Source organism: Saccharothrix syringae (assembly GCF_009498035.1).
In the GTDB taxonomy this organism is placed as follows: Bacteria; Actinomycetota; Actinomycetes; order Mycobacteriales; family Pseudonocardiaceae; genus Actinosynnema; species Actinosynnema syringae.
Genome location: NZ_CP034550.1, coordinates 3,431,756 through 3,456,123, shown reverse-complemented (window position 1 = coordinate 3,456,123; position 24,368 = coordinate 3,431,756). Strand labels below are relative to the sequence as shown.

Below are 24,368 nucleotides of genomic sequence, written 5' to 3'. Positions count from 1 at the left end.
ACGCGCGAAACCAGTGAGGAGCACCTCGTGAGCACGAACGCCCGACGCCTGCGCCGCACCGTGGTCCTGTCCGCCGCCGCCCTGGCGGTCGCCGTTCCGGTCCTGGCCGGTTCGGCCGCCGCCGGTTCGGCCGCACCGGCCTGCGGCCTGGACACCCTGGACGGCACCTACCTGTTCGCCGGCGACGGCTGGTCGGTCTCCGGCACCGGCACCGTGCCGCTGGCCTTCGCCGGCGTGGAGCGCTTCGACGGCGACGGCGGCTTGGCAGGCACCTCGTCGAGCAGCTTCAACGGCGCCATCACCTCCCAGCACGACTTCACCGGCACCTACACCGTCGCCGCCGACTGCACCGGCACCTTCACCATCGACGGCACCCTGCACTTCGACATGTACGTCGAACGCTCCGGGGACGGCTTCGTCTACCTCCAGACCGACCCCGGCAGCGTCAGCGCCACCACCGAACACCGAGCCACCCGCCAGTAACACCCCACAGCGGCGGGAGCACGCGATGCCCCGCCGACATCGAAACGAGGTTGCCTTGTCCACTACACCCACGAGCAGACCGCGCACCGCGGTCGTGCGGCGATTACGCGTCCTGGGTTCCGCGACGACCCTGGCCCTGGCGTCCCTGGTGGCCGCCGGCGCCCCGGCCCACGCCGCCTTCCCCGGCGACAACGGCAAGATCTACTTCACCGAGTCCGGCAACCTGTACACGGTCAACCCGGACGGCTCCGGGGTCACCCAGGTGCTGGGCTCGCCGGGCGCCAACGCCCCGCGGGTGAACGCGCAGGGCACCAAGGTGGCGTTCGAGCGGGGCGTCAACAGCCCCGACCTCCAGGTCCACGTCATGAACCCCGACGGCACCGGCATCACCGCGATCACCTCCGGCGCCGGCGCGGACGGCCAGTCGCTGGCCTGGTCCCCCGACGGCACCAAGCTCATCTACCGGCCCGGTGGGACGCTGACGGTCATCAACGCCGACGGCTCCAACCCGACCCCGCTGGGCGTGAGCGGCAACCACCCCAACTGGTCCCCGGACGGCAGCAAGATCGTCTACCAGGACTCGGGGGTCATCAAGACCGTCAACCCCGACGGCACCGGCCAGACCACGTTGGCCAGCACCCCCGGCGTGACCTACTACGCGCCGAACTGGTCGCCGGACAGCTCGAAGATCACCTTCACCGCGTTCAGCTTCGACCCCCTGGGCAACCACGTGTACACGATGAACGCCGACGGCACCAACCAGACCAGCCTCGCCGACGGCTACAACTCGGTGTGGTCCCCGGACGGCACCAAGATCCAGTACCAGGACAACAACGGCCTGCTGCTGATGAACCCCGACGGCACCAACCAGACCCGGCTCTACACCTTCACCTTCGGCATCGTCACGACCGGCGACTGGGCCGCCATCCCGCCGGTCGGCGCGGACGTGTCGGTGTCGGTGACCGACTCCGCCGACCCGGTCTCCCTCGGCGGCGACCCGTACAGCTACACCGTGAGCGTGGCCAACGCCGGACCCGCCGGCGCGACCGGGGTGGCGGTGTCCACCACCCTGTCCGGCGCGGCGGCGAGCATCGACTCCGCCACGTCCTCGCAGGGCTCGTGCTCGGTCTCCGCGCCCACCGTGTCCTGCACCCTGGGCGGCGTCGCCGCGTCCGGCTCGGCCACCGTGACGATCACGGTCACCCCGTCCGCGACCGGCACGGTCACCGCCACCTCCACGGTGTCGGCCACCGGGACCGACCCGACCCCGGGCAACAACACCGACGCCGAGTCCACCACCGTCAACAACGCCCTCGGCTGCACCATCACCGGCACCAACGGCCCGGACACGCTCACCGGCACCAACGGCAACGACGTGATCTGCGGCCTCGGTGGCAACGACACCATCAGCGGCGGCAACGGCGCCGACACCATCTACGCCGGCGCGGGCAATGACGCGATCAACGGCGGCAACGGCAACGACACCGTCTACGCCGGAGCCGGCGACGACTCCAGCTACGGCGAGGACCTGCTCGGCCTGCTCGACAACGGCGCCGACACCCTCTACGGCGGACCGGGCAACGACACCCTCGACGGCCAGAACGGCAACGACATCCTCTACGACCACGACGGCACCGACACCCTCTCCGGCGGTGTGGGCAACGACAGCATCGACGTCCAGGACGGCGTGGGCGGCGACACCGCCAACGGCGGCCTCGGCACCGACACCTGCACCGTCGATGGTGGCGACATCACGACCAGCTGCTGAACCCGGCTCCCCTCTCCCCCGTCGCGGGTGGCCCGGACACGCAGCCGACCGCCCGCGACGGACCCGAGTCCACCCCGGCGACACCCGGGGTGGACTCGTACGCGCGTGCGGCTGCGGACGTGCCGGGGAGCGTCTCCGATCCGCGCGGCCTCCCTCCGAACCGGACTTGGTGGTTCCCCGATCATCCGGCTCTCCAGTGACTACTGCGTGAGCGAAGCAGTCGGTTGCCCCGAGGTTGTCCCCTTGAATCGGACACCTTGATCCCAGACGGCGGTCCGGAGGAAGGATGTCCTCCGTGTCGGGTAAGTCGAAGTACCCCGCGCGGTTCCGCAGGGATGCCGTCGTGCCGGTCCGTTCGCGCGACTGGGTCCGCACCGCCGAACAGTCCCAGGCCGCTGCGCCGACGGGCGATGTGTCGGCCGATGAGTACCAGGAGCCGCGGGAACTGCGGGCGCCGGGTGCGTTGCGCGGCATGGTCGAGGACCACCTCCGGGAGCACCCCGGCGAGGAGTTCAGCCCGACCGCGATCGGCCGGGCACTGACCCGCTCCGCAGGCGCCGTGCACAACGCCCAGGAGAAGCTGGTCGAGAACGGCTACGCCCTGCACACCAGCGACAAACCGAAGAAGTACTCCCTGGCCACCGATCCGGCAGCCGCACACACCAAGTAGCAGACCGCGTGGTGCCGTGCCCTCCACGGTTCGCCGTGGGGGCGCAGCCGCTTCGATGAAGGGTTTCGTCGGTGGTCGGCGTGCCCGGACACAGGCTCTTCCCACGACGCGCGAGCACGGGGCGTTCACGATCGGCTCGGTCGTGGCGACCACGGGACCAGGCTCGTGGTCCGGTCGGGGCGCCCTTCTCGACGCCCGTCGGTGGGGGCGGCGGCCGCGGTGGCGGATCTGCTCCTGCGCGGGTGGATGCCGTTCACCGACGCGTGTTCGCCAGGGCGATGGCGCGGCAGCTGAGCAGGGGCACGAGTGCACTGTGCACAGGGGGTCGCGGTCGTTTCAGGTGCGCCGGGCGGAACATCACCCGAAGGAGTCGTTGTCGCCGATGTCGGGCCACGCCGCACCGCGTCGCCGGGAAAACTCTGGGACCGTCGTCGTCGACCGCTGCTGCCGTTCGACGACGAGGAGACAGGCGATGGCGACCAAGCTGTACGTGGGCAACCTGGCTGCCCACACGAGCGATGAAGGGCTGCGCAACGCCTTCGCGGAGTTCGGCGAGGTCATCGACGCCACCGTCGAACGCGACGCCGAGACGGGCAACTCCAGGGGCTTCGGCTTCGTGGAGATGGGGTCCCCGGACGCGGCCACCGCCGCGATCGAGGGGCTCCACGGGCGCGATCTCGACGGCCGTTCGCTCGCTGTCCGCGAACACCGCGCACGGCCCGGCCGCTGAGGGTCGACCAGCGGGCCGCGGGGTGGAGTCGGTGCGCGACCGCTTCGGTCACGAGCACGCGAAACCACGGGAAGGGAACGTACCGGTGTCCGAGGTCGACCGGTTGGAGAAGGACTTCACCCGGTCTGCTGGACGGGGTCAGGGTGGACTACTACGGCGTACCGACGCCGTTGGCCCGGATGGCCACGGTCTCCGTCCCGGAACCGCGTCTGATCACGATCAAGCCGTGGGAGGGGAACCAGATCACGGCGGTCGGCGACGCCGTGCGCGACGCGGGCCTGGGCTTGACGCCGCAGGTCGAGGGCGACTTGGTGCGCGTTCCGCTCCAGCCGCTGACCGAACAGGAGCGCAAGGAGGCCGTCGCCTCGGCGCGCGAGCACGCCGAGACCGCGAGAACGGCCGTGCGCGAGTCGCTGCGCGAGGGTGAGCGGACCGCAACCGCTCTCGCCGAGGGCGGCAGCCTGGACGAGACCGGTGCCGACGGGCTGCACACGCGCCTGCGCGACTTGGCCGAGCGGGGCCTGCGCCAGGTCGACGCCGTGACGGCGGCCGCGGAACAGGACATCCTCGCGGTGTGACCGGTCGCCGACCGGCACTGCCGCGCGGGTGTCCGGGCTCGGTTGGAGTGGGTGGGCGGTCGGGTGCCGGTGGGGACCGGTGGTGGTCAGCGGTTGAGGGCGTTCTGGATGGTGGTGGCGACCTGGTCGGCCTGGATGTCGCGTCCGCGGGTGTTGGGGTGCAGGTACCAGGGCAGCGTGGTGCCGAAGACCTGGAGCTGGGAGTTCTCGAACAGGCCGCCGATGCCGCGGTCGGCGCCGTCGCAGGCGGTGTTGTCGTCGGTGGCGGCGTAGAGGTCGACGAACACGGCTCCGTTCTCGTCGGCCTTGGTGCGCATGAGGTCGTTGAGGCGTTTCTGGATCTTGTCGAACACCAGCAGGGCGCCGGTGTCGATGTCGGCCAGGGGCTTCTCGGTCTGCCCGGGCGCGGGGTTCTGGCACCTGGCGACGTTGGCGGGCACGATCCGCGGGTAGCCGACCAGCACAGTCGTGGCCTCGGGCGCGGCGTAGTAGATCCGGTTGAGCAACTGCTCCAGTTCGAACTGGGCCTTGTCGAACCGGTAGTCGAGCCAGTCCTTGCCGTCTCCGGTGGTGAAGAAGGCGGCGCACTGGTCGGCGGGCTCGTCGGCGTCGACCGGATCGGCGGGCAGCAGCGCGCCCTGGTCGCGGAGCTTCTGGGAGCACTGCTTGAGGATGTTGGCGAAGCCGACGGTGTTGCCCCCGAGGCTGCCGACGACCAGCTTGGTCTCCGTGCCCAGCGCTTCCTGCTGCGGCGGCCTGGTCGCGATACCTCCCAGCAGGGGCTGTGCGGTCCAGAAGTGTTCGATCAGCGCACCGCCGCAGGACCGGTCGGAGGCGATGTCGAGTGCGGTGCCCTTCGCGGCCAGCCGCCGGGCCGCCACCGCCGGGTAGTTCTCCTGGGCCCGGAAGCAGTACGCCTCCTCGGAGTCCACCTGCTGGAGTGGGGCGATGCCGAAGTTGGCGGTGTAGGAGTCGCCGAAGAACACCGTCGACACCCCCTCCGCCCGCGGCGTCGCCTGCTCCGCTGCGGCGGGCGCGGCGGCCCCCGCGCACAGCACCACGGCCACCGCCGCCACGAGCAGGCCGCGTCCCCGTCTCGTCGTCGTCATCACGTGCAGTCCCTTCACCGGTCGGTTCGGCGCGCTGCCGCCCCACCCGGGGCGGCAGCGTCGGTCGCCTGGCCGACGACCTGCCAAAAGGAACGTAGGCACGACCTGGCCTCGCCTGCCGGTGGAGGATGCGGATTCCACCCGACCGTGCGGCGTGTCCAGCCCGCGGAGCCCCCGCCGCGACGACGGTCCCGCACGGCGCAGGCGGCGCACGGCCGGGCTGCGGCGGTTGCAGCGGGCCGGGGTCTGCGACGGCGTCGCGCAACCGGTCGCGGCGAGCCGTGGCCGGTGGACTGGCTCGTGCGCGAGACCGCGCGCCACCGCCCGGTGGTCTGGATGGTGGCGGGGACCCGGTCCACCGCGCACGGGGGTCGGTCAGTGCCAGCCCTCGATCCCCGAACGCCGTGGATCACAGCAGATGTGAAGCTGTAACGGCACGACGCGGCCGGGAGGAGGCACTGACGCGGAACCCGACCGCCCCGACCACGAACCGAGGCACTGTCAGCCCAGTCGATACACCATCGTGTGAACAGGTTCTCCGTGCTGGACCGGCGGTCAACCGCTGCGGCGGGAACCACCGGTCCAGGGGACTGCCTTTCTGGTCCGATACCGCAGGAGTCGTCTCGGCGCCGGGTAGCGGCTGATGTCGACGAGGCGTCGGTGTACGACTCGGGGCGGGCGTCGGTGTTCCTCACGGCCTGCGTCGAGCGCCTGGGACCGGATGTGGCGTGGTCGTCGATGTCGCCGCTGGTCGACGCGGCAGGACGCCGGTTCACCGCCCGTGTGCTCGATGTCGCGAACACCTCCGGGCACGGCGGGCCGCCCCGGTCAGTGGGCGCCCGCACCTCGGATGCGGTCGTGCGCCGTCTACCGGCCCGTCTCGGCCTGTCCGGTGGAGCCGGGGGCTTTCCGGGTGGGTTGCAGTGGGACGTGAAGCCCGCCACTTCGGTGACCTTGACGAAGGTGGTGGTCTTGAGTCTGACGGTGTGGGCCATGGTGCTTCGGCTGGGCGTGGTGGGGTGCTCGGTGTGCCGTCGCCTTGCAGGGCGTGCAGCAGTGCGCAGGCATCGTCGATCGCCCGGAAAGGGGCCCCCACAGCTCCTCGATCACCTCGGTGAGATGGGCCAGGACGGCGTCTTTGTCTCCTGTCGTGCTGCCTTCCAAGGCGCACCGGATGAGGGACAGCGCCTCTTCCGGCAGATCCTGGGCGGCGGCCAGTGCATCCCTGGAGTTCGGCGGTGATCTCGACCCACCGGAACGCGGCCAGTCCGTCGTCCGTGCGGGTGGTGACGGTGTCGGGGTCGAGGAAGGTGACGCCGGCGGCGGTGAGCACGTCGACACCGGGTTGGTAGGCGGGGTGTCGGCGCAGCAGTGGTTTGACGCACGGGACCGCGAGGATGGGCACGTCGGCCGACAGCAGTTCGTTGAGCACCCCCAGGGCGAGGCAGTCGCTGATCCCGCCCGCCCACTTGTTGATCGAGTTGAAGGTCATCGGCGCCGCCAGGACCGCCTCGGCCCTGGGCAGGGAGTCCTGCCGTCCGGGTGGCAGGGCGGCGCAGCGGGTGAGGCATCCGGTTCGTGCCGCCAGGTCGTCGAGGTCGATCCAGGTGGCGGCGGTGGGGGTGGCGACGAGGCAGACCCGCCAGCCCTGCGCGTCGAGCAGGCTGATCGCCCGGCCGACGCCCAGCACGGGCGGGGCGGCGGAGACGACCAGGTAGAGCCACCGCGACGGATCGCTCATGCCGACACGCCCATGCGGTCGGCCAGGCCGCGCAAGCCCGGGACGGCGTGGCGCCGCTCCCGTGCCGGCAGTTGTCCCACCACGGTGTGCGCGGTCCGCTGGGAGCGGAGGAACTGCGGCGCCACGCGCTCGGCCTCCAGCAGGTGGATGACCGCCAGCGGGTCCTCGCGCAGCCGCGCGTGGGCCCAGGCGTTGTCGAGGTGGAACTGCCCCCGCCTGCCGTGCAGACCCGGCGACAGGGCTTCCACGTCCAAAGCGAGACCCACGGCGAGCACGGCACGGGGGTCGTCGGTGGCCACGGCGACCGCGATGCGGTGGATCTGCACATTGGTCGGCCCGAACGCGGTGAAGCCGATGTTGCCGTCACGCCCCAGGCAAGTGGCCAAGCGCTCGGCCTCGACCAGCCGGCCGTGCGCTTCGACCCGATCCGCACGGCGGGCGGCGATGACGGCACCCATCAGGGTCAACATGCCACGCCAGGTCCACCCTGTCGGATCCTCCTCGGTGATGGCCCCGGCCACGGATGCGGCGTGCCGCTCGGCCTCGTCCGCGCCGCCCAGGTGCGGCAGTGCGCAGACCAACTGGTAGGCGGCCGCGACCTGCCCGAAGGTGTCCTCGCCCTCCTCCACCGCCGCACGGGCCCGCTCGGCGGCCCGGTAAGCGGTGATGCCGTCACCGAACTTGGTGGCCAGCTTCGCCTCCACCACCGCCGCCTGACACCGCAAGCTCAACGCCTGCCGGTGCCGATCCCTGATGGTCCCTTCAACCAGCCCGGTGACCGTGTCGGTGACACCGGGCAGTGCCGCAGCGACCTCCGCGTACCGGGCAGCCTGGTAGTCGCGGTGCAGACCCTCCACCAACGCAGTCGCGAACCGCAACGCGCCGGGACGCCCCGCCGGGCCTGGCAGTGCGCGTACCTGCCAATCGGTCTCGACAACGTGCTCGTCGGAGGATGACGCAACGGTCGAGGCAGCCACGTCGACCGGCAGCGGTGCCGACATCGCGCGGAAACCGAGTTCGGCATCAGTGGCGACGCCCAGCACGTGGCGCAGCGCCGCCCGGTAGTGGGCGCCCGGCCAACGCACGGAACCGCGTTCGTAGCGCGCGATGGTGTGCGCGTCCAGGCTGTACCGCTTCCCCGTGGTCCTCCACAGCCAGGCGTTGACCGCCTCGGCCAACTCCCGGCGCGACATCGACTCGGTGGGCAGCGCAGCCGACGCGGTGCGTTTACGCGCGGCACGCAACAGATCATTCGGCCCCGGCACGGCTCACCCCATTCCTCCGGACATGAACGGACCGTAACCAGGCGACCATCCCAGACGACGCATTTTCGCCCGTCCGCGCCAATATGCCCCACAATCTGCCCCGTCTATGGGCAGCAGTTGAGGTTCCCCGGTAGCTCGGAGTCTTTCCAGGCATGGTCCGATAGGGCCTGAAGGGAGTCGGACCCCAAACCGGTGATCCGGCGCCTGGCCGAGCAGCTGGGCGTGCCCCCGGAGGCGTTGCGGAATTGGATCCGGCAGGACGAGGCCGACCGCGGCGAATGTGGCGACCGGCCCACGACCGCCGAGTCGGAGGAGCTGCGCATGCTGCGGCGGTCGAGTTCGTCCTCCGGGTCCTCGGCGTCGCCTCCTCCACCTACCACGGCTGGGTGGCCCGACAGGCCGGCCCGTCGGACCGCGAACGCGAGGACCGGGCGATCACCGCGGAGATCGTCGACATCCACACCGCCTCGGGCGGCACCTATGGCAGCCCGCGGATCCACCAGGTCCTGCGGCACCGGGGCATCCGCGTGTCGCGCAAGCGGGTGGAGCGGCTGATGCGCCAGGCCGCCCTGCAGGGCGCCTTCCTGCGCAAACACTGGCGGACGCCGTTGACCAGGCGGGATCCGCGGTCCGCACCGGCGAGGGCGCCTTCTGGCTCGCGGCCGTGCGCGACGCCTCTCCAACCGGATCGTGGGCTGGAAGACCAGCGACCGCTGCGACACCGACCTCGTGCCCGGCGCCCTGGAATACGCATCTGGTCCCGCGACGTGCGCGAAGGCCAGTTGATCCACCACAGCGACCGCAGGTCGAGCCACGGCCGATGTGCTCCACGAGCGCTCTCCGGACGACGGATGGGGTGCGCGCCCGTGAAGCGATCCGGCTCCCCTGACTGGGCAGGACGGTTCCGGCGCCACCACCAACCGCTTCTCCCGTGAGCGGCCCCCTCCGGCGCCGGGGAAGTGCTCGCCCAACAAACAGGAAGCGAACTCCCCCGGCGCCTTCCGCCTCCGCCCAGCCATATGATCGACGGTCCGAACGAGGGGAGCCACTGTGAACCAGCAGGCGCCTGCCAAGCGCCCCAACCCGCTCTTACCCGGCACCGGGCTCGTCGCCGACGTCTCGGCCGTGGTCGCGCTCGTACTGACGCTGACAACGACCTCCGCCACCGTCGTCGCGGTCGCGGCCGGCGTGGCCGTCATCGCGAGCGCCGGTTACCTGTGGTCCTATCGCGATGTCCCGCTCGGCGGCAAGGGGTTCCTCGCGGTGGTGGCGCTGGCCGTGGCCGTCGCCACCGCGAGCATCGCGCTCACCCGCCTGTTCCTCGACCCCGCCGTCACCGGCCCATCCGACACCGAAGGCGGAACTCCCCGGTCGACCACGTCCCGACCGGCTGCCGTGACCGGGACGAACACCACTGGACAACCGACGACCAGCACCGACCAGGCCGGTCCAGCGGAGAGATCCCTCCTGTCGTTGACCCCACAGGAAGAGGACTACGTCCATCTGCCCATCACGATCAACGGCACCACGTACAGCCAGGCCAAGGTCGGGAAACCGTTCTCCAACTACGCCATGGACCGCGTGGTCGACGAGGAGTACACCGTCCCGCCGGCCGTGTCCACGATCTTCCGGTCACGGATAGGTGTCGCCGACGACGCACCCACCGGGGCGTCGGTGACCTTCACCATCACCGTGGACGGCCGACCAGTCGCCACCAAGGTCGTCACCCGGGGCACCATCGACGACATCGAGGCCGACATCTCCGGGCAGACCCGGTTCGGCATCAGTGCGGAGAACGAGTCCAGCGAACCCGCCCTGGCCGCCTGGATCGACCCGGTCATCGTCAGCAGGACCTGATCATCGTCGACCGGCTCCGCGTGGAGCACGCACCCGTTCCGGACCGATGCTGTTGCGGCGAAGTTCTCAGCGACCGAAGAGCGCGTGGGAGCCGCCGGACGCGTGCAACGACACCGTGGGCTCAACGGCGCTCAACAGCACGTAACCGCAGATCAGCGCTCTGAACGACATAGCGGTCGGAGCCTGCTCCGAGGTGAGCACTTCCCCGACTCCGAAGAGCCGACCTGCGCTCCAGCGAGTCGGCCGGGCCTCCCTTCCGAGCGAGCAGCCGGCGCCGATCACCGCCCTCAGCGGCAGGAGCGGGCGTTCGCGGGCGAGCGGATCGGGGCGATCCCAGCCACTCCCGACCTACGGTGAACTCACCGATGGTGCAGGCCATGCCTGCGGCCGTGTCGTGCGTGACCAGCGTGTTCACTCCGCCTCGGAAAACTGCTGGGTGCCGATCACGCGCAGCAGTTCGAGCTTCTCGGCGGCGTCGGTGCCCTCCAGCGGCAGGAGGATTCGCATCCGGGTACCGGTCTCGGGTGTCACGAGCAACTGGCAACGCAGTTGGATCACGTCCGGCACTCCGCGCTGTAGGCGGCGAGGTCGGCTACCAGCTCGGCGATCCGGTGGTCCCCGCCGCGGCGGGAGTACGTGGCGCGGAGGTCGCTGACGTGCGCCGCCGACAGGCGGGCCCGGTCTGCTTCCGGAGCGAGGTGACGCGACTCCTGGCGGATGAACCAGCTCCGGTGGACGTTGCTCCCGCGGTCGGGGCGACGCTCGTCACGGCAGGCCAGGGCGTCGTCGAGCGCGTTGCGGCGCGGCGGGACGGGCACGCCGGCGAGGCGGAACAGGTGGTCCTTCTCGTCGGGGGTGCACCGCAGCGCGCGAGCGAGGGCGGCCACGACCGACTCCGACGGGTCGGAGCCGCGGGCCTGCTCCAGTCGCGCGTAGAAGTCGCTCGACATGCCCGCCGGCACGGCGACCTCTTCGCGCCGCAGGCCGGGTGTCCGGCGGCGCCGCGTTTCCGGCAGGCCGACCTCCGACGGCGAGAGCTTCTCGCGCCGCCGACGCAGGAACTCGGCGAGTCCGGGTCGGCCGATCACCTGTCCAGTGTGCCGCACGGACGCGGCCCCACCCAGGACGAGGTTGGTCCTGGACAGATCGGTCCTGGTCGACCAGGACGACCGGCCGCACCGCGGGTCCATGCCGAACAACCACGTCCGGCTCGCCCGGCGCATCCCCGTCCCCGACGCGGTTCCGACCGTCTCGGTCAACCCGGTCACCCCGCCGGCGCCGGACCGCGGTCTCCCGCTGCAGCTGCGGGTCACCGCACCCCTGCACGGCGACGCCGCCGCGATCGTGCTGCTGTCCCACGGGGGCGGCAGCTCGCACTACCTGGTGTCCAAGGACGGCTATTCGCCCCTGGTCGACTTCTACGCGAGTCACGGATTCGCCGTCATCCAGCCGACCCACCTCAGTTCCCCGGGCGGCGGGCTCGGCCTCGACACCGGCGCCCCCGGCCACCCGCTGTTCTGGCGATCGCGGATCGACGACTTCACGCTCATCCTCGACAACCTCACCGCCGTCGAGGCCCAGGCGCCGGTGCGGCTCGACCCGACGCGCATCGCCGTCGTCGGCCACTCCGCGGGCGGCAACACGGCCGGCGTGCTGCTCGGCGCGCGGGCCACCGATCCGGCCGGCGGAACCGCGCTCGACCTGCGTGACCCCCGCATCGGCGCGGGTGTGCCGCTCGCCTCGACCGGCAGCGCCGAGGGCATGACCGACACCATGCGCGAGCGGTACCCCGAACTGGAAGCCGACTTCTCGCACCTGACCACGCCGACCCTGGTCGTCCACGGCGACGAAGACGACAACCGCGTCGCCACCACCCGCGGCGCCAAGCACCACCTCGGCGGCATCATGGGCTACAGCCTCGCCGAGACCGACGACGAGGACCCCGAACGGCCGGCGGTCACCCAGCGCGCGACATGGGCCTACCTGCGATCGGCCCTCCACGACGGTGACCCCGCGTGGCAGCAAGAGGTGATCCAGTGTGGTCGCGGCTTCGGAGGTGCTTCCGCGGCCGTGGCAGAGGGACCTGCGGCGACATCTCCGGCTGCCCGCTCTGACCGGGAGGGGCGGCCCGGCGGGCCCAGCGCACCGAACAGTGCTCAGGGGCTGCGATCGGGAAGCCGACCACGACCCCTGGTACCCACAGGCGTGGCTCGCGCCGCACGAACGGGTGCAACACGCCGACGCGCTGGAACATCCCCCCTCGACGTGTTCTCCTGGTAACCGATCAACGCCGGTGAATGCGTTCGGCCGAGGCACGGCCCGTGATCGGAGAACCATGCACGACCGCGACCGCCGAGAGCCTTCCACGTCGAGGTCACCGCGCGGGCGTTCGCCGACGGCAACCGCTCGCACCACCGACCAGGGGACGACGACGAGTCCGATGCTGTTCGGCGCGGCAGTGCGCCTGCGTCCCGCGGCACGGCGGCAGCCGGAGGGCGCGCCGGAGTTCGGCAAGGTGTTCCGCGGTGTCTCCATCGGTTCCGAAAGCGAACTGACCGGGCTCGAGTGCGCGCTCCCGGCCCACTCGGTGCAGACCTTCGCCTACGTGGAGTCGGCCGAGACCGGCCGTCCTCTCGTGCGGATCACCAAGGACATGGATCACGGCGACTACCCGGCCCGACCGGGGTGGAGGCTCCACACCGTCGAACTCATCACCTATCCAGCCCTGAAGAGCGACGAACACCCGGCGGAGGACTACCGGGAGCCCAATGCCGCCGTGCTGTTCGTGCTCAGCACCCTCAACGGCATCGGCCTCGGCGAGGCGAGGCCGCTCGAGTCGCACGAGGGCGGGGGAGGCAGGTTCCGGCTGGTGGTCACGAACCGCAACCACGTCATCGTCAAGAGGGCGTCGTCCGCCGGGATGCCGCGCGCGGGGCAACAGCTCACCGCGGCGATCTCGACCAGGGACCTCCTCTTCCGCGAAGGGGCGATGTTCACGTCGGTGCAGGCCGCCGCACCCTGGTACCGCCCGGAGTTGGCCGGTGAAGCCACGCTCCCGGACGAACCCGCCTGCACCGACGAGAAAGCCGTGAGGAACCTGTACGCCTTCCTGGCATCCATGATCGACTTTGTCGCCGCACTGGCCAAGAAGCACCGCTTCGGCATCGAGGGCTACCGACCCGGGGGCACGCCATCGGGCCTGGCGTTGACCGATCCCCGGGTGAAGAACGACTGGAGGGTACTGCCCCGCACCAAGTGCGCGACCATGTTGGAAGCGCTCGGCGGCGACGACCAGCGCATCGTGCGAATCCTCCTCAGCGAGCGCTACCCGGACAACCCGACCGCCGAGTACGCCGCTTACCAGTACGTCATCTTCGGGCTCGGCACCGTGGCCGGGCACACCATCGACGACGCCTCCGTCGCCGGCACCAGAGCCGCGCTGTTCGAGTTCCGCTCCGTCCCCGGAGAACTGGTGAACTACCTGCCGGACGCGCGAGAACTCAACCCACCGGTCGCGGACCCGCTGGAGCGGTGGTTCGGCAAGGCGCGTCCCCTGGCCGTCAGGGCGATCAACCAGATCGCCGGGGAAAACGAGGACGAATTCGCGCGGTGGTTCCGGGAGAGGTTCGCCGAGAAGCGGAACGCCAAGGACCCGTTGCAAGCCGGCACGGCCCTGCAGAAGGCCGAGTGGATCCGCAGCACGCGCGAACAGGACTGGAAGAGCATCACCGACCGATATCCGCCCCCCTCGTGATCGCACGGCCGCCACCGCTCGTCACCGTCGCGGCGGCCCCGGGGATCGAACGGCGCTCAGCGGAAGCCGGTCGGCATGCGGGCGCCCAGTGAGAACAACGTCGTGATGCCCAGTGGCGTGAGGTAGCCGGCGTACCAGGCCACACCCAGTCCGATCGCAGCCAGGAGCGCCTTGTCCCGGGCCAGCAGGGTGGGTTGCGAACCGCCGGTCCCGCGCTCCGCTCCCGGCGTCGTGACCAGGCTCACCAGGTAGTCCTTGTCCCGACCGAAGCTCGCCCACACCTCCGCCCCCACCAGGTCGAGCTGGCCGAGGGCGGTGTCCAGCAGCTGGTACGCGCGGTGGTCGTCCGGGTTCGGCTTCCGCGGCTCCGCGCGCCCCACCAGGTACCAGGCGGCGGTCGAGATCCGGCTCCGCAGGTCGGGATCGGCCGCGGTCGCCACGCCCTCCGGCAATTCGGGTGGGCGCACCATGGTGTACGCGCGGTACAACGGGTGGCGCTTCGCCAGCGGCAGCAGCAGCTTGGCCGCGGCGACGACCGCGTCCACCGGGTGGCCCGCCAGGTAGCGGACCCCGGAGGCGAGCAGCGGCGCGACGTGCCGCACGCCGTGACCGGCGACCCCGACGCCCGCGGCGAGCATCAGTTCCAGGGCGACCACTTCCGTCTTGCTCATCGTCGCGACCGTGCGGAACCCCATCATCTCGGGAACGCTGTGCAGCGACGCGAGCCCGTAGTGGGCGACCGACAACCCCGTCCTCAACGCCGCGGGCGGCTCCGCGCCCCGGGACGCGACGGTCGACGCCAGGGCGACGACGGCTTCGGCCTCCGGCAACCACCGGGCCAGGCTCGCCACCAGGGGGCTGTGCACCAGCCGTTGGTGCAGTTCGGTGAGGCTGCGATAGGCCCGCACCGCGCTGATCAGCATCGCACCGAGAGCCGCCTCGGGCCCGCCGATGGTGTTCTTGGCGAACCGGTACCCCTCGACGTCCCCGAGCGCTCCCGCGAGAGCGCCTTTGAGGCCGGCGCCCACCACCCCCTCGGTGGCCATGATGCTGTCCACCACGGCCTCCGGCGAGTGGCTCTCGGTCAGCGCCGTCTTCAACGCCGCCATGGCGACACCGATGAACTGCATGGCGTGCCGGGACTCCCGCTCCCGCGATCGGACCACCTCACCCTTCGAGCACACCTTGTCGAGGGCTTCCCGACACGCGTCCGTGACGATGCCGACCAGCTTCCTGACGCCCTCGGGCCTGTCCTCGAGTTCCTCCTGGTGCTGCGCGATCTTCTCGAACACCTTCTCCTCGATGTCGCGCTCCGTGAGCAACTCCTTGACGAGGCCCGCGAGCCTCCTGTTGCCCGTGATCGCCTCGACGACCCAGGACACGACGAACTTCTTCACCCGGTTCGCCTGGAGAGCCGGTGACGGCGGCACCTCGACGCTCCCGTGCCTGGTGTACTGCTTGGCCGTGTCGACCAGCTCCGCGCCCTGGTTGCCGAAGTTCTCCTTCGCCCACGCGCTGATGTCACCCCGGTCGCTCCAGGCGAGGCGCGGCGCGAGGTAGGTCATCGCCACCGCCGAGCTGATCCCCTCGATGAGGTACCGCGCGAGGATCCGCGTGACGGGGGTGTTCTTCTTCGGTTCGCTGTCCACCGGACCGCCGCGGAAGGACGGCCCCATCCTGCCGGTCTCGTCGGCGGTGACCCATTCGACCTTGCGGCGCCCCGGGCCCTGGACCACCGAGACCGACGTGATGTCGAACTGCGCACCGGACCGGATGACCGTGTCGAGCCCGGCGTCCCGGTGCCGCAGGTAGGAGGCCAGGGGACCGATGTCGTAGCCCGCGACGTTGTTCAGGCGGACGCGCATGACCGTGACGTGCCGGTTTCCGCCGATGCTCTCGGGGAGCGAGGTGGCGAACGCGAGGGCGGCGCCCTCGTCGCTGAACGCCAGGGTGGTGTGCTCGGTGGTGATCCGTTGGCCGACGGCGGGCTTGGCCGCCTCGTAGGTCCCGCGCGCGATGGCGTGGCTCCGCAGCCGCTTCCACATCGCCTCGGCGGCTTTCCGTTCCGCGTCCAGCCTGCTGCCGAGCTGGTCGGGACCACCCAGCGCCGTGCGCCCCGCCGCGGCCCCGGCCCTGGCACCGACGCGCTGCGCCGGCTTGACCACGACCGCGCCGATCTTCTCGACCGCGGCGGAGAGGGGGTCCGCCAGGTTGGCGAGGATGTCCGTCAACTGGTCGTTGAGCGCTTTCAGGGGTTTGAACGCCCCCTTGACGACGTCCCCCAGGTCCACGCCCGCGATCTTCCCGACCGGTATGTTCTTCAGCGACTCCCGGATCCTCTCCGCGACGTCCTTGATCTCATCCACCTTCTTGGCGATTTCCTTCAGGGGTCCCCTGATTCCGTTGACGCTCTTGACGGCGTCGCCCAACCGCTTCCCCGCGATGACCACGTCATCGAGGAGCGGCATCGCCAGGGCGCTCGGGAGATGCAGGAACGGGTTGTCCATGGTGGCGATGTTCACGACATCCCGGAGGAGCGCCACCAGCGGTCCGCCCAGCGCGCAGAGCGCCGCCGTCGGCCCTTTGAGGAGTGCACCGACGGATGCGGTGACGGCAGCGCCACCGACGTTTTTACCGAGCTGGTTGGACAGCGCCACCAAGGCGAAGTTCATCCGGAGGTTCTCCGCCCTCATGCGCTCGTCGAGCCGATGCATCGACGTGATGAAGTCCGTCAGCGACGTCATCCACGCCTGCATGGTCACCACGATCGGGGTCGACACCGCGCGTTCCGGTTCCGTCAGTTCCAGGTCGGCGTTGCCCAGCGCACCTTCCGCCGTGCTGACGACGTAAACGGTCTTCCCGGTCGGGCTCAGGTCGCGTAGCGCGTCGTCCAGGTCCTCGGCGTACTTCGCGTTGAGCTTGGCCACGGCAGCCGAAACCCCTTCCAGCTGATCCTCGGACAGTCCCCGCCGGTCCAGTCTCCGGTGGACCGGATCGGCCGCGGGCCGGCCGAGCCGGAGCCCGGCTGGCAGGGCGCCGTACTGCACGATGAGATCGGCCATGCCGACCAACGCGGTCGTCGTCCGCACGTGGTAGAGCTGACCGGCCCTCCAGTTCGGCTGGTCGTCCGAGTATTCGCGGACGCGTTGCGGAAAATCGCCCCGTCCCAGCGCGGCGGCATTTCGGAGCATCTGCCGAGTCGTTTCGTGAGCCGATTCTCGCGCGCTGCGCACAACCGGGTCCCCAGTATCGTCCACGCGCACTCGATGGCGAATGTTTTCCGCCTCGTCGGCCATTTCGAGCAAAAGTTTCGCCTCGCGGGCATGGCGCTCGAAAATTGCCGCATACGGATCCTTCGCCCACTCCCCCTGACGTTTCAAAAGGTCTTCTTCGATCTTCTGGAAGTTCTTGTCCTCCTTCATCAGGCGCTCTACGGCGGCGATCTTCTCGTCTCGCAGGACGATGGAATTCTGGATCTGCTCGCTGACGATCGTGGCCCTCTCGACCCTCCCCGACGTACTGCCCCGGGCGAACACGTCCCGCCACCCCGGCAGCACGGCGTTCTCGCGGTACTGCCGTTCGTAGTCGTTCACGATCATCTGGTCGATGGTCTCGACGTCCATCAACAACGCCTCGGCCTCTTCGGCCAGGCGCCGGTCAGCGAACCCGGCGAGCAGCGCCTTGGACGGCTTCTTGAGCCTGAGCCTCTTCGCTGTCGACGGGGTTGGTGGTTCGTCCTCCCGCGGCGGCTGCTGTTCCTTCCCCACCACGGTCAACCACCGCCCCGCGCTGTCCGGGTGCCCGCCTCAGGACGAACACCGGTGTCACCGAGGAGGGCGGTCTCGACCCACTCGTGGAACACCGTGCCGAAGACCGCCGGGGTGATGGGCTTGCCCATCTTCTGGTACTCCCGTCCCACGGAGACGACGAGGTGACGCGCTGAAACGGCGGTCGCGCGGGGGTCTTCGGACAGCGCGCGGACGGCCGCGTCGAGCACCACGTTCTTGATGTCCCCGCCGGTCAGGGCGAAGCGGGAGGCGAGGTCGACCAGGACGTCGTCACCGGGGTGGGCGAGTCCGGGAGGGAACAGGCCGCGCCAGATGCGCAGGCGGTCGTCGGCGTCCGGCGACGGGAAGTCGACCACCGCGTGCAGCCGCCGGAAGAGCGCCTGGTCGAGGTTCTGCCGCAGGTTGGTGGCCAGCACGACCACTCCCTCGAACTCCTCGATGCGCTGCAGGAGGAACGACATCTCGACGTTGGCCCAGCGGTCCCGGGCCTCCGTGACCTCGCCGCGCCGGGCGAACAGCGCGTCGGCCTCGTCGAAGAACAGCATCACGTTGGCCTGCTCGGCGTCGGTGAACAGCAGGTCCAGGTGCTTCTCCGTCTCGCCGACCCACCGGCTCGCCACCGCCGCGATGTCGACCTTGTAGAGGTCCACGCCCTGGGCGCGGGCCAGCAACCCGGCCGCCATCGTCTTGCCCGTGCCCGACCCGCCGACGAAGAGCGCGATCACACCGCGCCCCAGGCCGACCCGGCGGCCGAAGCCCAGGTCGCCGTAGATCCGACCGTGCAGGGCGATGCGGTCCGCCAGCTCCCGCAGCTGGCGCCGGTTCGGTTCGGCCAGCACGAGGTCGTCGAACGTCAGGTCGGTCCGGGCCCGTACCCGGTGGGCGTTCACGAGCCCTCGCCGGCACTGGCGCCGACACCCCTCCTCCAGGTCGGCCGCGGTGAGGTGCCGGGATGCCGGGTCGCGCAGCCGGGCCACGCCGAGCGCGGCCCCCACCGCGTCCCGGATCCGGCCCGGGGTGAACCGGAAGGTGTTCGCCAACCGCTCCACCACCCGATCGCGGTCGGCGGGCTGGTCGTGGGGCAGCATCGAGCGCCACAGCTCCCGACGACCGCGGAAGTCCGGGGGCGGCAACTCCACGCGCAGGAACCGGCCGTCCGCGAACGCGCCCGCGTCCGGGTCCCACGCCCGCTCGGCGGTGAGGAACGTCGTCGCCGGGAACCGGTCGGCGGCGGCCAGCAGCACGCGCCGGCGGTCGGCCGCCTCGTGGTCGAGCAACGCGTCCACCCCCACCCAGCACGGAGCGGCGCGGCGCAGGCCCGCCTCGCGGTAGCACTCGGCCACGACACGCGCCCAGTCCTGGCTCCCGGTGGCGGCCGGGACGTCGACCAGGAGCAGCCGCAGGCCGCCGGTGCGGCACAGCGCCGCGGCGACGGCGCGCCTGCCCGCGCCCGGTGGTCCGTGCAGCAGGACCGCGGTCCGCCCGTCCTCGGTCAACCGGTGGGCCAGCGGCCGCAGGGTCTGCCGGAGCGAGGCGTCGAGCACCAGGTCGTCGAGCGCCGTCCCGGGGTCGGCCAGGCCCAGGAAGGGCCGGAGGTGGTCGGCGACGGCGTCGTCGCCCAGCAGGTGGCGCACGACCACCGGGTCGAGCCGGAGCACCCCGGTGTCGTCCAGGTCGACCAGGCGGTCCCGCAGCAGGGGGCGATCGGCCGAGAACAACGCCCACAACGCGGGTGTGCCGGCGATCTCGGGGGCGAGCACGCGGAGGACCGCGTCGACCGTCGGCTCGCCCCGTTCACCGCCGAGGTCCTCCAGCAGGTACCGGGCCGACTTCTCGACCTCCGCGAACAGGCACAGCACCACGATGTCGCGCTCGCGGTCGTCCAGGCCGAACCAGCGGACCAGCGCGGGCAGCCGGAGCGGGACGTCGGTGGCCGCGACGCGATCGGCGATGCGCCGGGTCAGCTCGGCGGCGGCATCGCGGTACCCGGCCCGGGTCTCGTCACCGTCGTCCGCGCCGGCCTCGCGCAGCAGCAACTTCATCCTGGCCAGTTCGTCCCGGATGTGGTCCGTGCTGTCGGTGTAGGCGGACATCCAACTGCTCGACTTCATCCAGCCGCTCCTCCGAGCGAGACGTGGGAGCACCGGGGCTTCCTCGGCCCGCCGATCCCCGGGTCGCGACCCGGTACCGGGTCAACCGGTGTCCGACCGACGCGGATCGTCGTCCGCCATCACCGGAATCGGGACGGGGTAAGCGCAGTAGAGCTTGCCCCGGAATGCCCGGACAGCCGGGGTGGCCGTGCTCTTCATCGGGGTGTCGTGGGCTGTGCTCCAGCTCAACCCGTCGGTGGCGCTCCACCGGAGCCGCGCCTCGTCCTCGCCGCGGTGGAAGCAGTACAGCGCGTCCCCGTACACGCACAGCGCCGGGTCGAGCCCGCACACCGCGTTGCCGAACTGGTAGGGAGGGCTCCAAGCTTCGGCCGCGTAGGTCTGCCAGTACAGGGGATTGCTCGCCAGGCTCGTGTCATAGGCGCACCACACCTTCCCTCGAAAAGCCGTCATGGTCGCCCGCGACCGCAACGCCGACATGTTCGTGCTCTCCTTGACCGACTTCGGCAGCCCGGCACACGCGGCACTGATCAAGCCACGACAGTCCTTGCGCTCCACCGGGTTCAGCTCGACCTTCTGCCAGGAGGGCGGTTGGACCGCGTCGGCCGGCGTGCCGAACAGGTCTTCGACCTGGCCGACCTTGGCCACGGCGTACAGGTCCGGCCCGGTCAGGGCCACGCCGCCGATCTCGTTGGTTCCGGCCGGCATCGCGATCTCCTGGATCGTCGGGTCCCAGGTGCCGTCCTTGCGGAGTTCGCGTTTGACGAGCTTGGTCTGATCCGGGTGGACGACGATGCAGTGCAGTCGGTCGCCGTAGGCACGCAGGGCGACGGGCACCGGGGCCGCACCGCAGGCCAGCGTGGACCAACCGTCGACCAACGACCAGGAATTTCCGTCGAACACGGCAAGGTGCACGTCCCATGACCTCGGAGCCATGCTCAGCCCTCTTCCTTCAAGCACTCCAGCAAGGGCGTGTACGGCGGTGTGCCCGACCTGCCGACGGCGACGAACGTGAAAGCGCGCGCCACCGGTCGACCGTTCGGCGCCCCCACGGTCAGCCGGAAACCCGACGGCGAGATGCCGAGCACGATCACGTTGGCCAGGGTGTTCACGATGATCTTCGTGTCGGGGTCGTTGGGGTACACCTGGGCCGCCACCACCGCGGGCGGCTCCCGGAACGCCTGGTGGAAGACGATGTCGAAAGTCCCGTCACGCGCCCCCTCCACCCGGAACCCGGAACCCGCGACCGTTCCCCCGTCCCCGTTGACGAAACCCGCCACTACCCGTTGACCCATGACCACCCACTCCGTCGCACCGATGCCAGTCCGAGCCGCGCCCCGGTCACCGGGCGCCCAACCGGAACGTCGCCGTCCGCCCGCCCAGCCACGGCACGGCGTTGACCGGGGTCAGGTACCCCGCGAGTTCGAGGACCACGTCCAACGGGGCCTCGGCCAACTCCACGACGACCTCGTCCGCGGTCACCTCCACCGCCCCCCAGCGCCGGAGGAAGTGCGCCGCGAGGTACTCCGCGCCGGCCGTCGCGAAGCGGCCCAGCCACCGCGACCACACCCGCAGCACCGCGAACGCCACCAGGTCCAGGGTCTCGTCCGCCAGGGGGTGGCCGAGCGCACCGTCGAAGGCCGGCACGTCGTCCAGCGCCACGCCGTGCGCGGCCACGACCCGCTCCAGTTCCGCGCGCACCGCCGCGCACTGCCGGGCACCCGCCCGGCGCCACACGTCGAGCGCCGGCGGTGACCCACCGGGCGGACCGGTCAGCCCGGCGAACAGCAGCGCCGCCGGGTCCTCCGGCACGGCGCCGGTCAACCGGATCGCGACGGCGAGCAGGGTGCCGGGCAGGGCGTCACCGCACTCGGCGCGGTGCAGCACGGCGGGCAGCCGCAGGTCCGCCGCCGCCCGCAACAGCAGCAGCACCCCCGCCACCGGGCTCGTCAGCGGCGCCGCACCCGGTGCGGCCGCCGGGCCGGTCAGCACGTGCACGACCTCGTCGATCCCCACCGAGGCGACGTGCCGCTCCCACGCCGCCACCACACCGGCCACCGCGTCGGTCACCGCGGGCTCCATCACGGGGTCGGTCATCCACTGCGGCTGGTCCGCGGCCACGGCGGCCCGCAGGAGCACCGCCGCTCGGGCCCCCGGCCCGGCTGCGGCCAACTGCTGCCTCAGCGACGCGGAACCGGGCTCGCGGGCCACCAGGCGCAGCAGCACCCGCCGCACCTCCTCCGACGTCCCCACCACGGGCCGGCGGTGGTCGGCGGACGGTCCCGAGGCGTCCCGGGAGGCCGCCAGCGCGCGCACCAGGTCGGCCCAGTGGGTGCGCCCCTCCGCCAACGCCGGACCGTCGTCCCCGGTGAGCCACCACGTCAGGCGCGGCAGGTCCAGCCAGTCCAGCTCCACCCGCAACCGGGACGGTGGTGGCTCGCCGTCGCGCACCACGACCCCCGCCTCCGCGAGTTGCCCGAGCAGGTCGACCACCGCGTCGGTGAGGCTCGCCGGATCCGCCCAGTCCGCCCGCGCCGGCCGCAGCCAGCGCGCCGCCACCGCCGCGGACATCGGGTCGTTGGCCCACAACCCGCAGCAGTCGGCCACCCGCACCGCCGCCGCCACGAGCGGGTCCGCGGTCGGTCCGGTGCCCGGTTCGCACCGGGCCAGCACGGCGAGCTCGGCGGCGGTCATCGACGACAGGATCCCGAGCAGCACACCCTCCCGGTGCAACGCGGCCAGCACCGGGCCGCCGCGCCCCTCCCGGGCCAGCACGAGCAGCACCTCGGCAGGTCTGAGGTCGTGGAACCGGGCCAGCGGCCGGAAGCACCACGAGGCGGACGCCCGGCCGCGGAGGCGCTCGGCGAGGTACCGCGCCAGGTAGGCGCCCTCGTCGGGGAACGACACGACCCCGAACCCCGAGCCGTCGTCGGCGGCGATGGCGGAGTCGATCGCCTCGGCCAGCGACCGCGCCCAGTCCTTCGCCGGATCGGGCGCGCCCGGGTCGACCCGGCAGTCGGCGACCACCTCTCGCAGCACGTGCACCGTCCCGTCGTCGCCGCGCACGTCGTCCAGCGCCGCGGCCAGCTCGGCGGCCAGCGAGGTCGCCGCGAGCCGGTCCAACTCGGCGACGTCCTGCTCGCCGGCGACGACGTACTCGCAGATCAGGTGTCCTATGTGGCCTTTCACGACTCGGGCTCCGACTCGGGCCAGCCCTGACCGTGCACGGGGTTGCAGAGGATCGACAGGGCGCGCGGGAACTCGCGCCTGAGGATTTCCGCCACCTCCGCGAGCACGGCCGGTTCGAGCTCGGCCAGCTCGACGGCGACCGCACGGGGCGTCCCGGGCTCGCGCCGACCGCACACCTGCCGGCGGAGTCGTGCCAGCGCGTCCGGGACCTTCTTGAGGATTTCGACCACGTCCGCGAGCAGTTCGGGCCGGCCGGCCAGCACGGTCGCGATCGCGACGGGCAGACCGGGTTCGTCGACCGGGTCGTCGCCACCCGCGGCGTACCCCTCCATCCTGCCCCGCACCACCAGGGTGCCGTCCACGGTGACGGTGCGGTCGGCGGAGACCGTCAGGCAGGGCACGAACTCCTCCTGTTCGTCGGACCAGGCGCCGATGACCGCCCTGCCCTGGTCCGGCAGGGTGATCCGCAGGTCGCGGTACCCGCCGTCCTCGCTGCGGTAGACGGTCCCGGGACCCGGCGCGGCCTGTGGTGGGGACGGGGTGGTGAACCGCAGTCCCGCCGCGCCGACCCGGAGCTCGCCGCGGACCACCAACCGGTCGGGCACCACCACCTCGGCGTCGTCCACGATCAACAGGGGCCGCGATCCGGGTGCCCGCGCGGTCCCGCCGGCCGTCAGCCGCTCCTGCACCACGAGGCGGCGGCGGCCCTCGGCGGTGTCGTGCAGCAGCACGGCGACCCTGCCGCCGGGGTGCTCGACCCGGGCGGCGCGTACCCCGACGTAGCGGCGGTGGACGGTGTCGGGGACGGCTTTGCCGCTGCGCTCCGTGGTCACCCGCGCGAGGAAGACCGGCCACTTCGCGTCCTCGGGAGCCGGCAGGTGCGGACCGAACTTCCGATCGCAGTCCCGCAGGTCCGGTGGTTCGTCCGGGTCCGGTGGCCGGTCCGGGTCCGCGTCGGTGACCATCAGGGACGGTTTCTCGGACCAGTAGCAGTTGCCCTCGGTCGTCCGGCCGTAGCACAACCACACGTCGTTCACGTACCGCTCACCCGAACGCGGGGTGATCGCGGCCTTGAGGGGGCGGCCGACCACGATCTCACGGCCGAAGCCGTCCACCGCGCACCCCCGGTTGACGGTCACCACGCCGGACGCGACCTCGATTTCGAGCCCGTCGGCGATGCCCCAGGTGTGGCCGGTCAGGTTGTGCCGCCTGCGCATGGTGACGTGGTACCGCTGCTCGTTGTCGAAGTGGTCGACGCCCAGGTGGTCGCCGTCCCGGTACCTGATCCGCTGCACCCAGCCGGATTTCCCGCCCGTCTCCACCGCGTC

Annotated in this window: 20 protein-coding genes and 2 pseudogenes; 11 read left to right on the top strand and 11 right to left on the bottom strand. The window is 71.4% G+C overall.

Features of this window, described 5'->3' with window-relative positions:
• The first annotated feature begins 27 nt into the window (after positions 1 to 27).
• From EKG83_RS15560 to EKG83_RS15540, 5 genes are all read left to right on the top strand, one after another.
• Positions 28 to 483 (top strand): hypothetical protein, encoded by a 456-nt coding sequence (locus EKG83_RS15560; protein ID WP_033433240.1) that lies wholly within the window; start codon positions 28 to 30, stop codon positions 481 to 483.
• A 55-nt stretch (positions 484 to 538) separates the two neighbouring features.
• The gene (locus tag EKG83_RS15555) at positions 539 to 2,251 is read left to right on the top strand and encodes a DUF11 domain-containing protein (RefSeq protein ID WP_170191896.1); all 1,713 of its coding nucleotides are present in this window, start codon (positions 539 to 541) and stop codon (positions 2,249 to 2,251) included.
• A 286-nt stretch (positions 2,252 to 2,537) separates the two neighbouring features.
• Positions 2,538 to 2,921, top strand: a complete 384-nt coding sequence (locus EKG83_RS15550; RefSeq protein WP_153278140.1) for a hypothetical protein — start codon at positions 2,538 to 2,540, stop codon at positions 2,919 to 2,921.
• A 472-nt stretch (positions 2,922 to 3,393) separates the two neighbouring features.
• Positions 3,394 to 3,651, top strand: a complete 258-nt coding sequence (locus EKG83_RS15545; protein ID WP_033433165.1) for an RNA recognition motif domain-containing protein — start codon at positions 3,394 to 3,396, stop codon at positions 3,649 to 3,651.
• Entirely contained in the window at positions 3,648 to 4,229 is a 582-nt protein-coding gene (locus EKG83_RS15540; protein ID WP_084716796.1) for a ribosome-recycling factor, read from the top strand. Before EKG83_RS15545 ends, EKG83_RS15540 begins: the two co-directional genes overlap by 4 nt.
• A gap of 86 nt (positions 4,230 to 4,315) precedes the next feature.
• On the opposite strand, the gene EKG83_RS15535 is transcribed toward EKG83_RS15540, so the two are convergent.
• Positions 4,316 to 5,338, bottom strand: coding sequence for an SGNH/GDSL hydrolase family protein (locus tag EKG83_RS15535; RefSeq protein WP_033433243.1), 1,023 nt, complete (start codon positions 5,336 to 5,338; stop codon positions 4,316 to 4,318).
• Positions 5,339 to 5,998: 660 nt separating this feature from the next.
• On the opposite strand from EKG83_RS15535, the gene EKG83_RS47780 reads away from it, so the two are divergent.
• Complete coding sequence (locus EKG83_RS47780; protein ID WP_033433166.1) at positions 5,999 to 6,580, top strand: hypothetical protein; 582 nt, start codon at positions 5,999 to 6,001, stop codon at positions 6,578 to 6,580.
• Positions 6,581 to 6,758: 178 nt separating this feature from the next.
• Here the strand turns inward: EKG83_RS47780 and EKG83_RS47775 are convergent.
• Together EKG83_RS47775 and EKG83_RS15525 are read right to left on the bottom strand one after the other, a co-directional pair.
• Positions 6,759 to 7,001, bottom strand: a pseudogene (locus EKG83_RS47775) (flavoprotein); the annotation flags it as partial.
• 74 nt (positions 7,002 to 7,075) lie between these two features.
• Positions 7,076 to 8,344 carry a hypothetical protein gene (locus EKG83_RS15525; RefSeq protein WP_051766414.1) on the bottom strand — a complete coding sequence of 423 codons (1,269 nt, stop codon included), beginning with the start codon at positions 8,342 to 8,344 and terminating at the stop codon, positions 7,076 to 7,078.
• Positions 8,345 to 8,530: 186 nt separating this feature from the next.
• Here EKG83_RS15525 and EKG83_RS49605 point away from each other — a divergent pair.
• The 3 genes and pseudogenes from EKG83_RS49605 to EKG83_RS15510 all read left to right on the top strand — a co-directional run.
• Positions 8,531 to 8,665 (top strand): annotated as a pseudogene (locus EKG83_RS49605) (transposase); the annotation flags it as partial.
• Complete coding sequence (locus EKG83_RS49600) at positions 8,623 to 9,279, top strand: IS3 family transposase (protein WP_153278138.1); 657 nt, start codon at positions 8,623 to 8,625, stop codon at positions 9,277 to 9,279. The pseudogene EKG83_RS49605 and the gene EKG83_RS49600, both read left to right, overlap by 43 nt.
• A gap of 115 nt (positions 9,280 to 9,394) precedes the next feature.
• On the top strand, positions 9,395 to 10,201 hold the full coding sequence (locus EKG83_RS15510; RefSeq protein ID WP_033433168.1) for an NPCBM/NEW2 domain-containing protein: 807 nt from the start codon (positions 9,395 to 9,397) through the stop codon (positions 10,199 to 10,201).
• A gap of 411 nt (positions 10,202 to 10,612) precedes the next feature.
• On the opposite strand, the gene EKG83_RS47770 is transcribed toward EKG83_RS15510, so the two are convergent.
• Positions 10,613 to 10,759 carry a hypothetical protein gene (locus tag EKG83_RS47770; RefSeq protein ID WP_228122625.1) on the bottom strand — a complete coding sequence of 49 codons (147 nt, stop codon included), beginning with the start codon at positions 10,757 to 10,759 and terminating at the stop codon, positions 10,613 to 10,615.
• Complete coding sequence (locus EKG83_RS15505; RefSeq protein WP_051766415.1) at positions 10,756 to 11,289, bottom strand: helix-turn-helix domain-containing protein; 534 nt, start codon at positions 11,287 to 11,289, stop codon at positions 10,756 to 10,758. Before EKG83_RS15505 ends, EKG83_RS47770 begins: the two co-directional genes overlap by 4 nt.
• A 100-nt stretch (positions 11,290 to 11,389) precedes the next feature.
• Here EKG83_RS15505 and EKG83_RS15500 point away from each other — a divergent pair, with 100 nt between their 5' ends.
• A complete protein-coding gene (locus tag EKG83_RS15500; protein ID WP_153278137.1) occupies positions 11,390 to 12,481 on the top strand; it encodes an alpha/beta hydrolase family protein in 1,092 nt (363 codons plus the stop codon).
• 160 nt (positions 12,482 to 12,641) lie between these two features.
• Positions 12,642 to 13,955, top strand: a complete 1,314-nt coding sequence (locus EKG83_RS15495; RefSeq protein WP_033433169.1) for an actin cross-linking domain-containing toxin — start codon at positions 12,642 to 12,644, stop codon at positions 13,953 to 13,955.
• A gap of 56 nt (positions 13,956 to 14,011) precedes the next feature.
• Here EKG83_RS15495 and EKG83_RS15490 read toward each other — a convergent pair whose 3' ends face one another.
• The 6 genes from EKG83_RS15490 to EKG83_RS15465 all read right to left on the bottom strand — a co-directional run bounded on the left by EKG83_RS15490 (position 14,012) and on the right by EKG83_RS15465 (position 24,362).
• Complete coding sequence (locus EKG83_RS15490) at positions 14,012 to 17,725, bottom strand: hypothetical protein (RefSeq protein WP_033433170.1); 3,714 nt, start codon at positions 17,723 to 17,725, stop codon at positions 14,012 to 14,014.
• 2 nt (positions 17,726 to 17,727) lie between these two features.
• Positions 17,728 to 19,854: an AAA family ATPase gene (locus EKG83_RS15485; protein WP_084716798.1), complete on the bottom strand. Its 2,127-nt coding sequence runs from the start codon at positions 19,852 to 19,854 to the stop codon at positions 17,728 to 17,730.
• Positions 19,855 to 19,935: 81 nt separating this feature from the next.
• Positions 19,936 to 20,766 carry a hypothetical protein gene (locus EKG83_RS15480; protein WP_153278135.1) on the bottom strand — a complete coding sequence of 277 codons (831 nt, stop codon included), beginning with the start codon at positions 20,764 to 20,766 and terminating at the stop codon, positions 19,936 to 19,938.
• Between the two features lie 23 nt (positions 20,767 to 20,789).
• A complete protein-coding gene (locus EKG83_RS15475; RefSeq protein ID WP_153278134.1) occupies positions 20,790 to 21,146 on the bottom strand; it encodes a hypothetical protein in 357 nt (118 codons plus the stop codon).
• Between the two features lie 46 nt (positions 21,147 to 21,192).
• A complete protein-coding gene (locus EKG83_RS15470) occupies positions 21,193 to 23,040 on the bottom strand; it encodes a hypothetical protein (protein WP_033433174.1) in 1,848 nt (615 codons plus the stop codon).
• Positions 23,037 to 24,362, bottom strand: coding sequence for a hypothetical protein (locus EKG83_RS15465; RefSeq protein WP_153278133.1), 1,326 nt, complete (start codon positions 24,360 to 24,362; stop codon positions 23,037 to 23,039). Before EKG83_RS15465 ends, EKG83_RS15470 begins: the two co-directional genes overlap by 4 nt.
• Positions 24,363 to 24,368: the final 6 nt, after the last annotated feature.

Bases quoted from the DNA above. Each gene is read 5' to 3' on its own strand.
- EKG83_RS15545 (WP_033433165.1), top strand. From the start codon at position 3,394: ATGGCGACCAAGCTGTACGTGGGCAACCTGGCTGCCCACACGAGCGAT.
- EKG83_RS15535 (WP_033433243.1), bottom strand. From the start codon at position 5,338: ATGACGACGACGAGACGGGGACGCGGCCTGCTCGTGGCGGCGGTGGCC.
- EKG83_RS15550 (WP_153278140.1), top strand. From the start codon at position 2,538: ATGTCCTCCGTGTCGGGTAAGTCGAAGTACCCCGCGCGGTTCCGCAGG.
- EKG83_RS15485 (WP_084716798.1), bottom strand. From the start codon at position 19,854: ATGAAGTCGAGCAGTTGGATGTCCGCCTACACCGACAGCACGGACCAC.
- EKG83_RS15495 (WP_033433169.1), top strand. From the start codon at position 12,642: ATGCTGTTCGGCGCGGCAGTGCGCCTGCGTCCCGCGGCACGGCGGCAG.
- EKG83_RS49600 (WP_153278138.1), top strand. From the start codon at position 8,623: ATGTGGCGACCGGCCCACGACCGCCGAGTCGGAGGAGCTGCGCATGCT.
- EKG83_RS15500 (WP_153278137.1), top strand. From the start codon at position 11,390: ATGCCGAACAACCACGTCCGGCTCGCCCGGCGCATCCCCGTCCCCGAC.
- EKG83_RS15475 (WP_153278134.1), bottom strand. From the start codon at position 21,146: ATGGGTCAACGGGTAGTGGCGGGTTTCGTCAACGGGGACGGGGGAACG.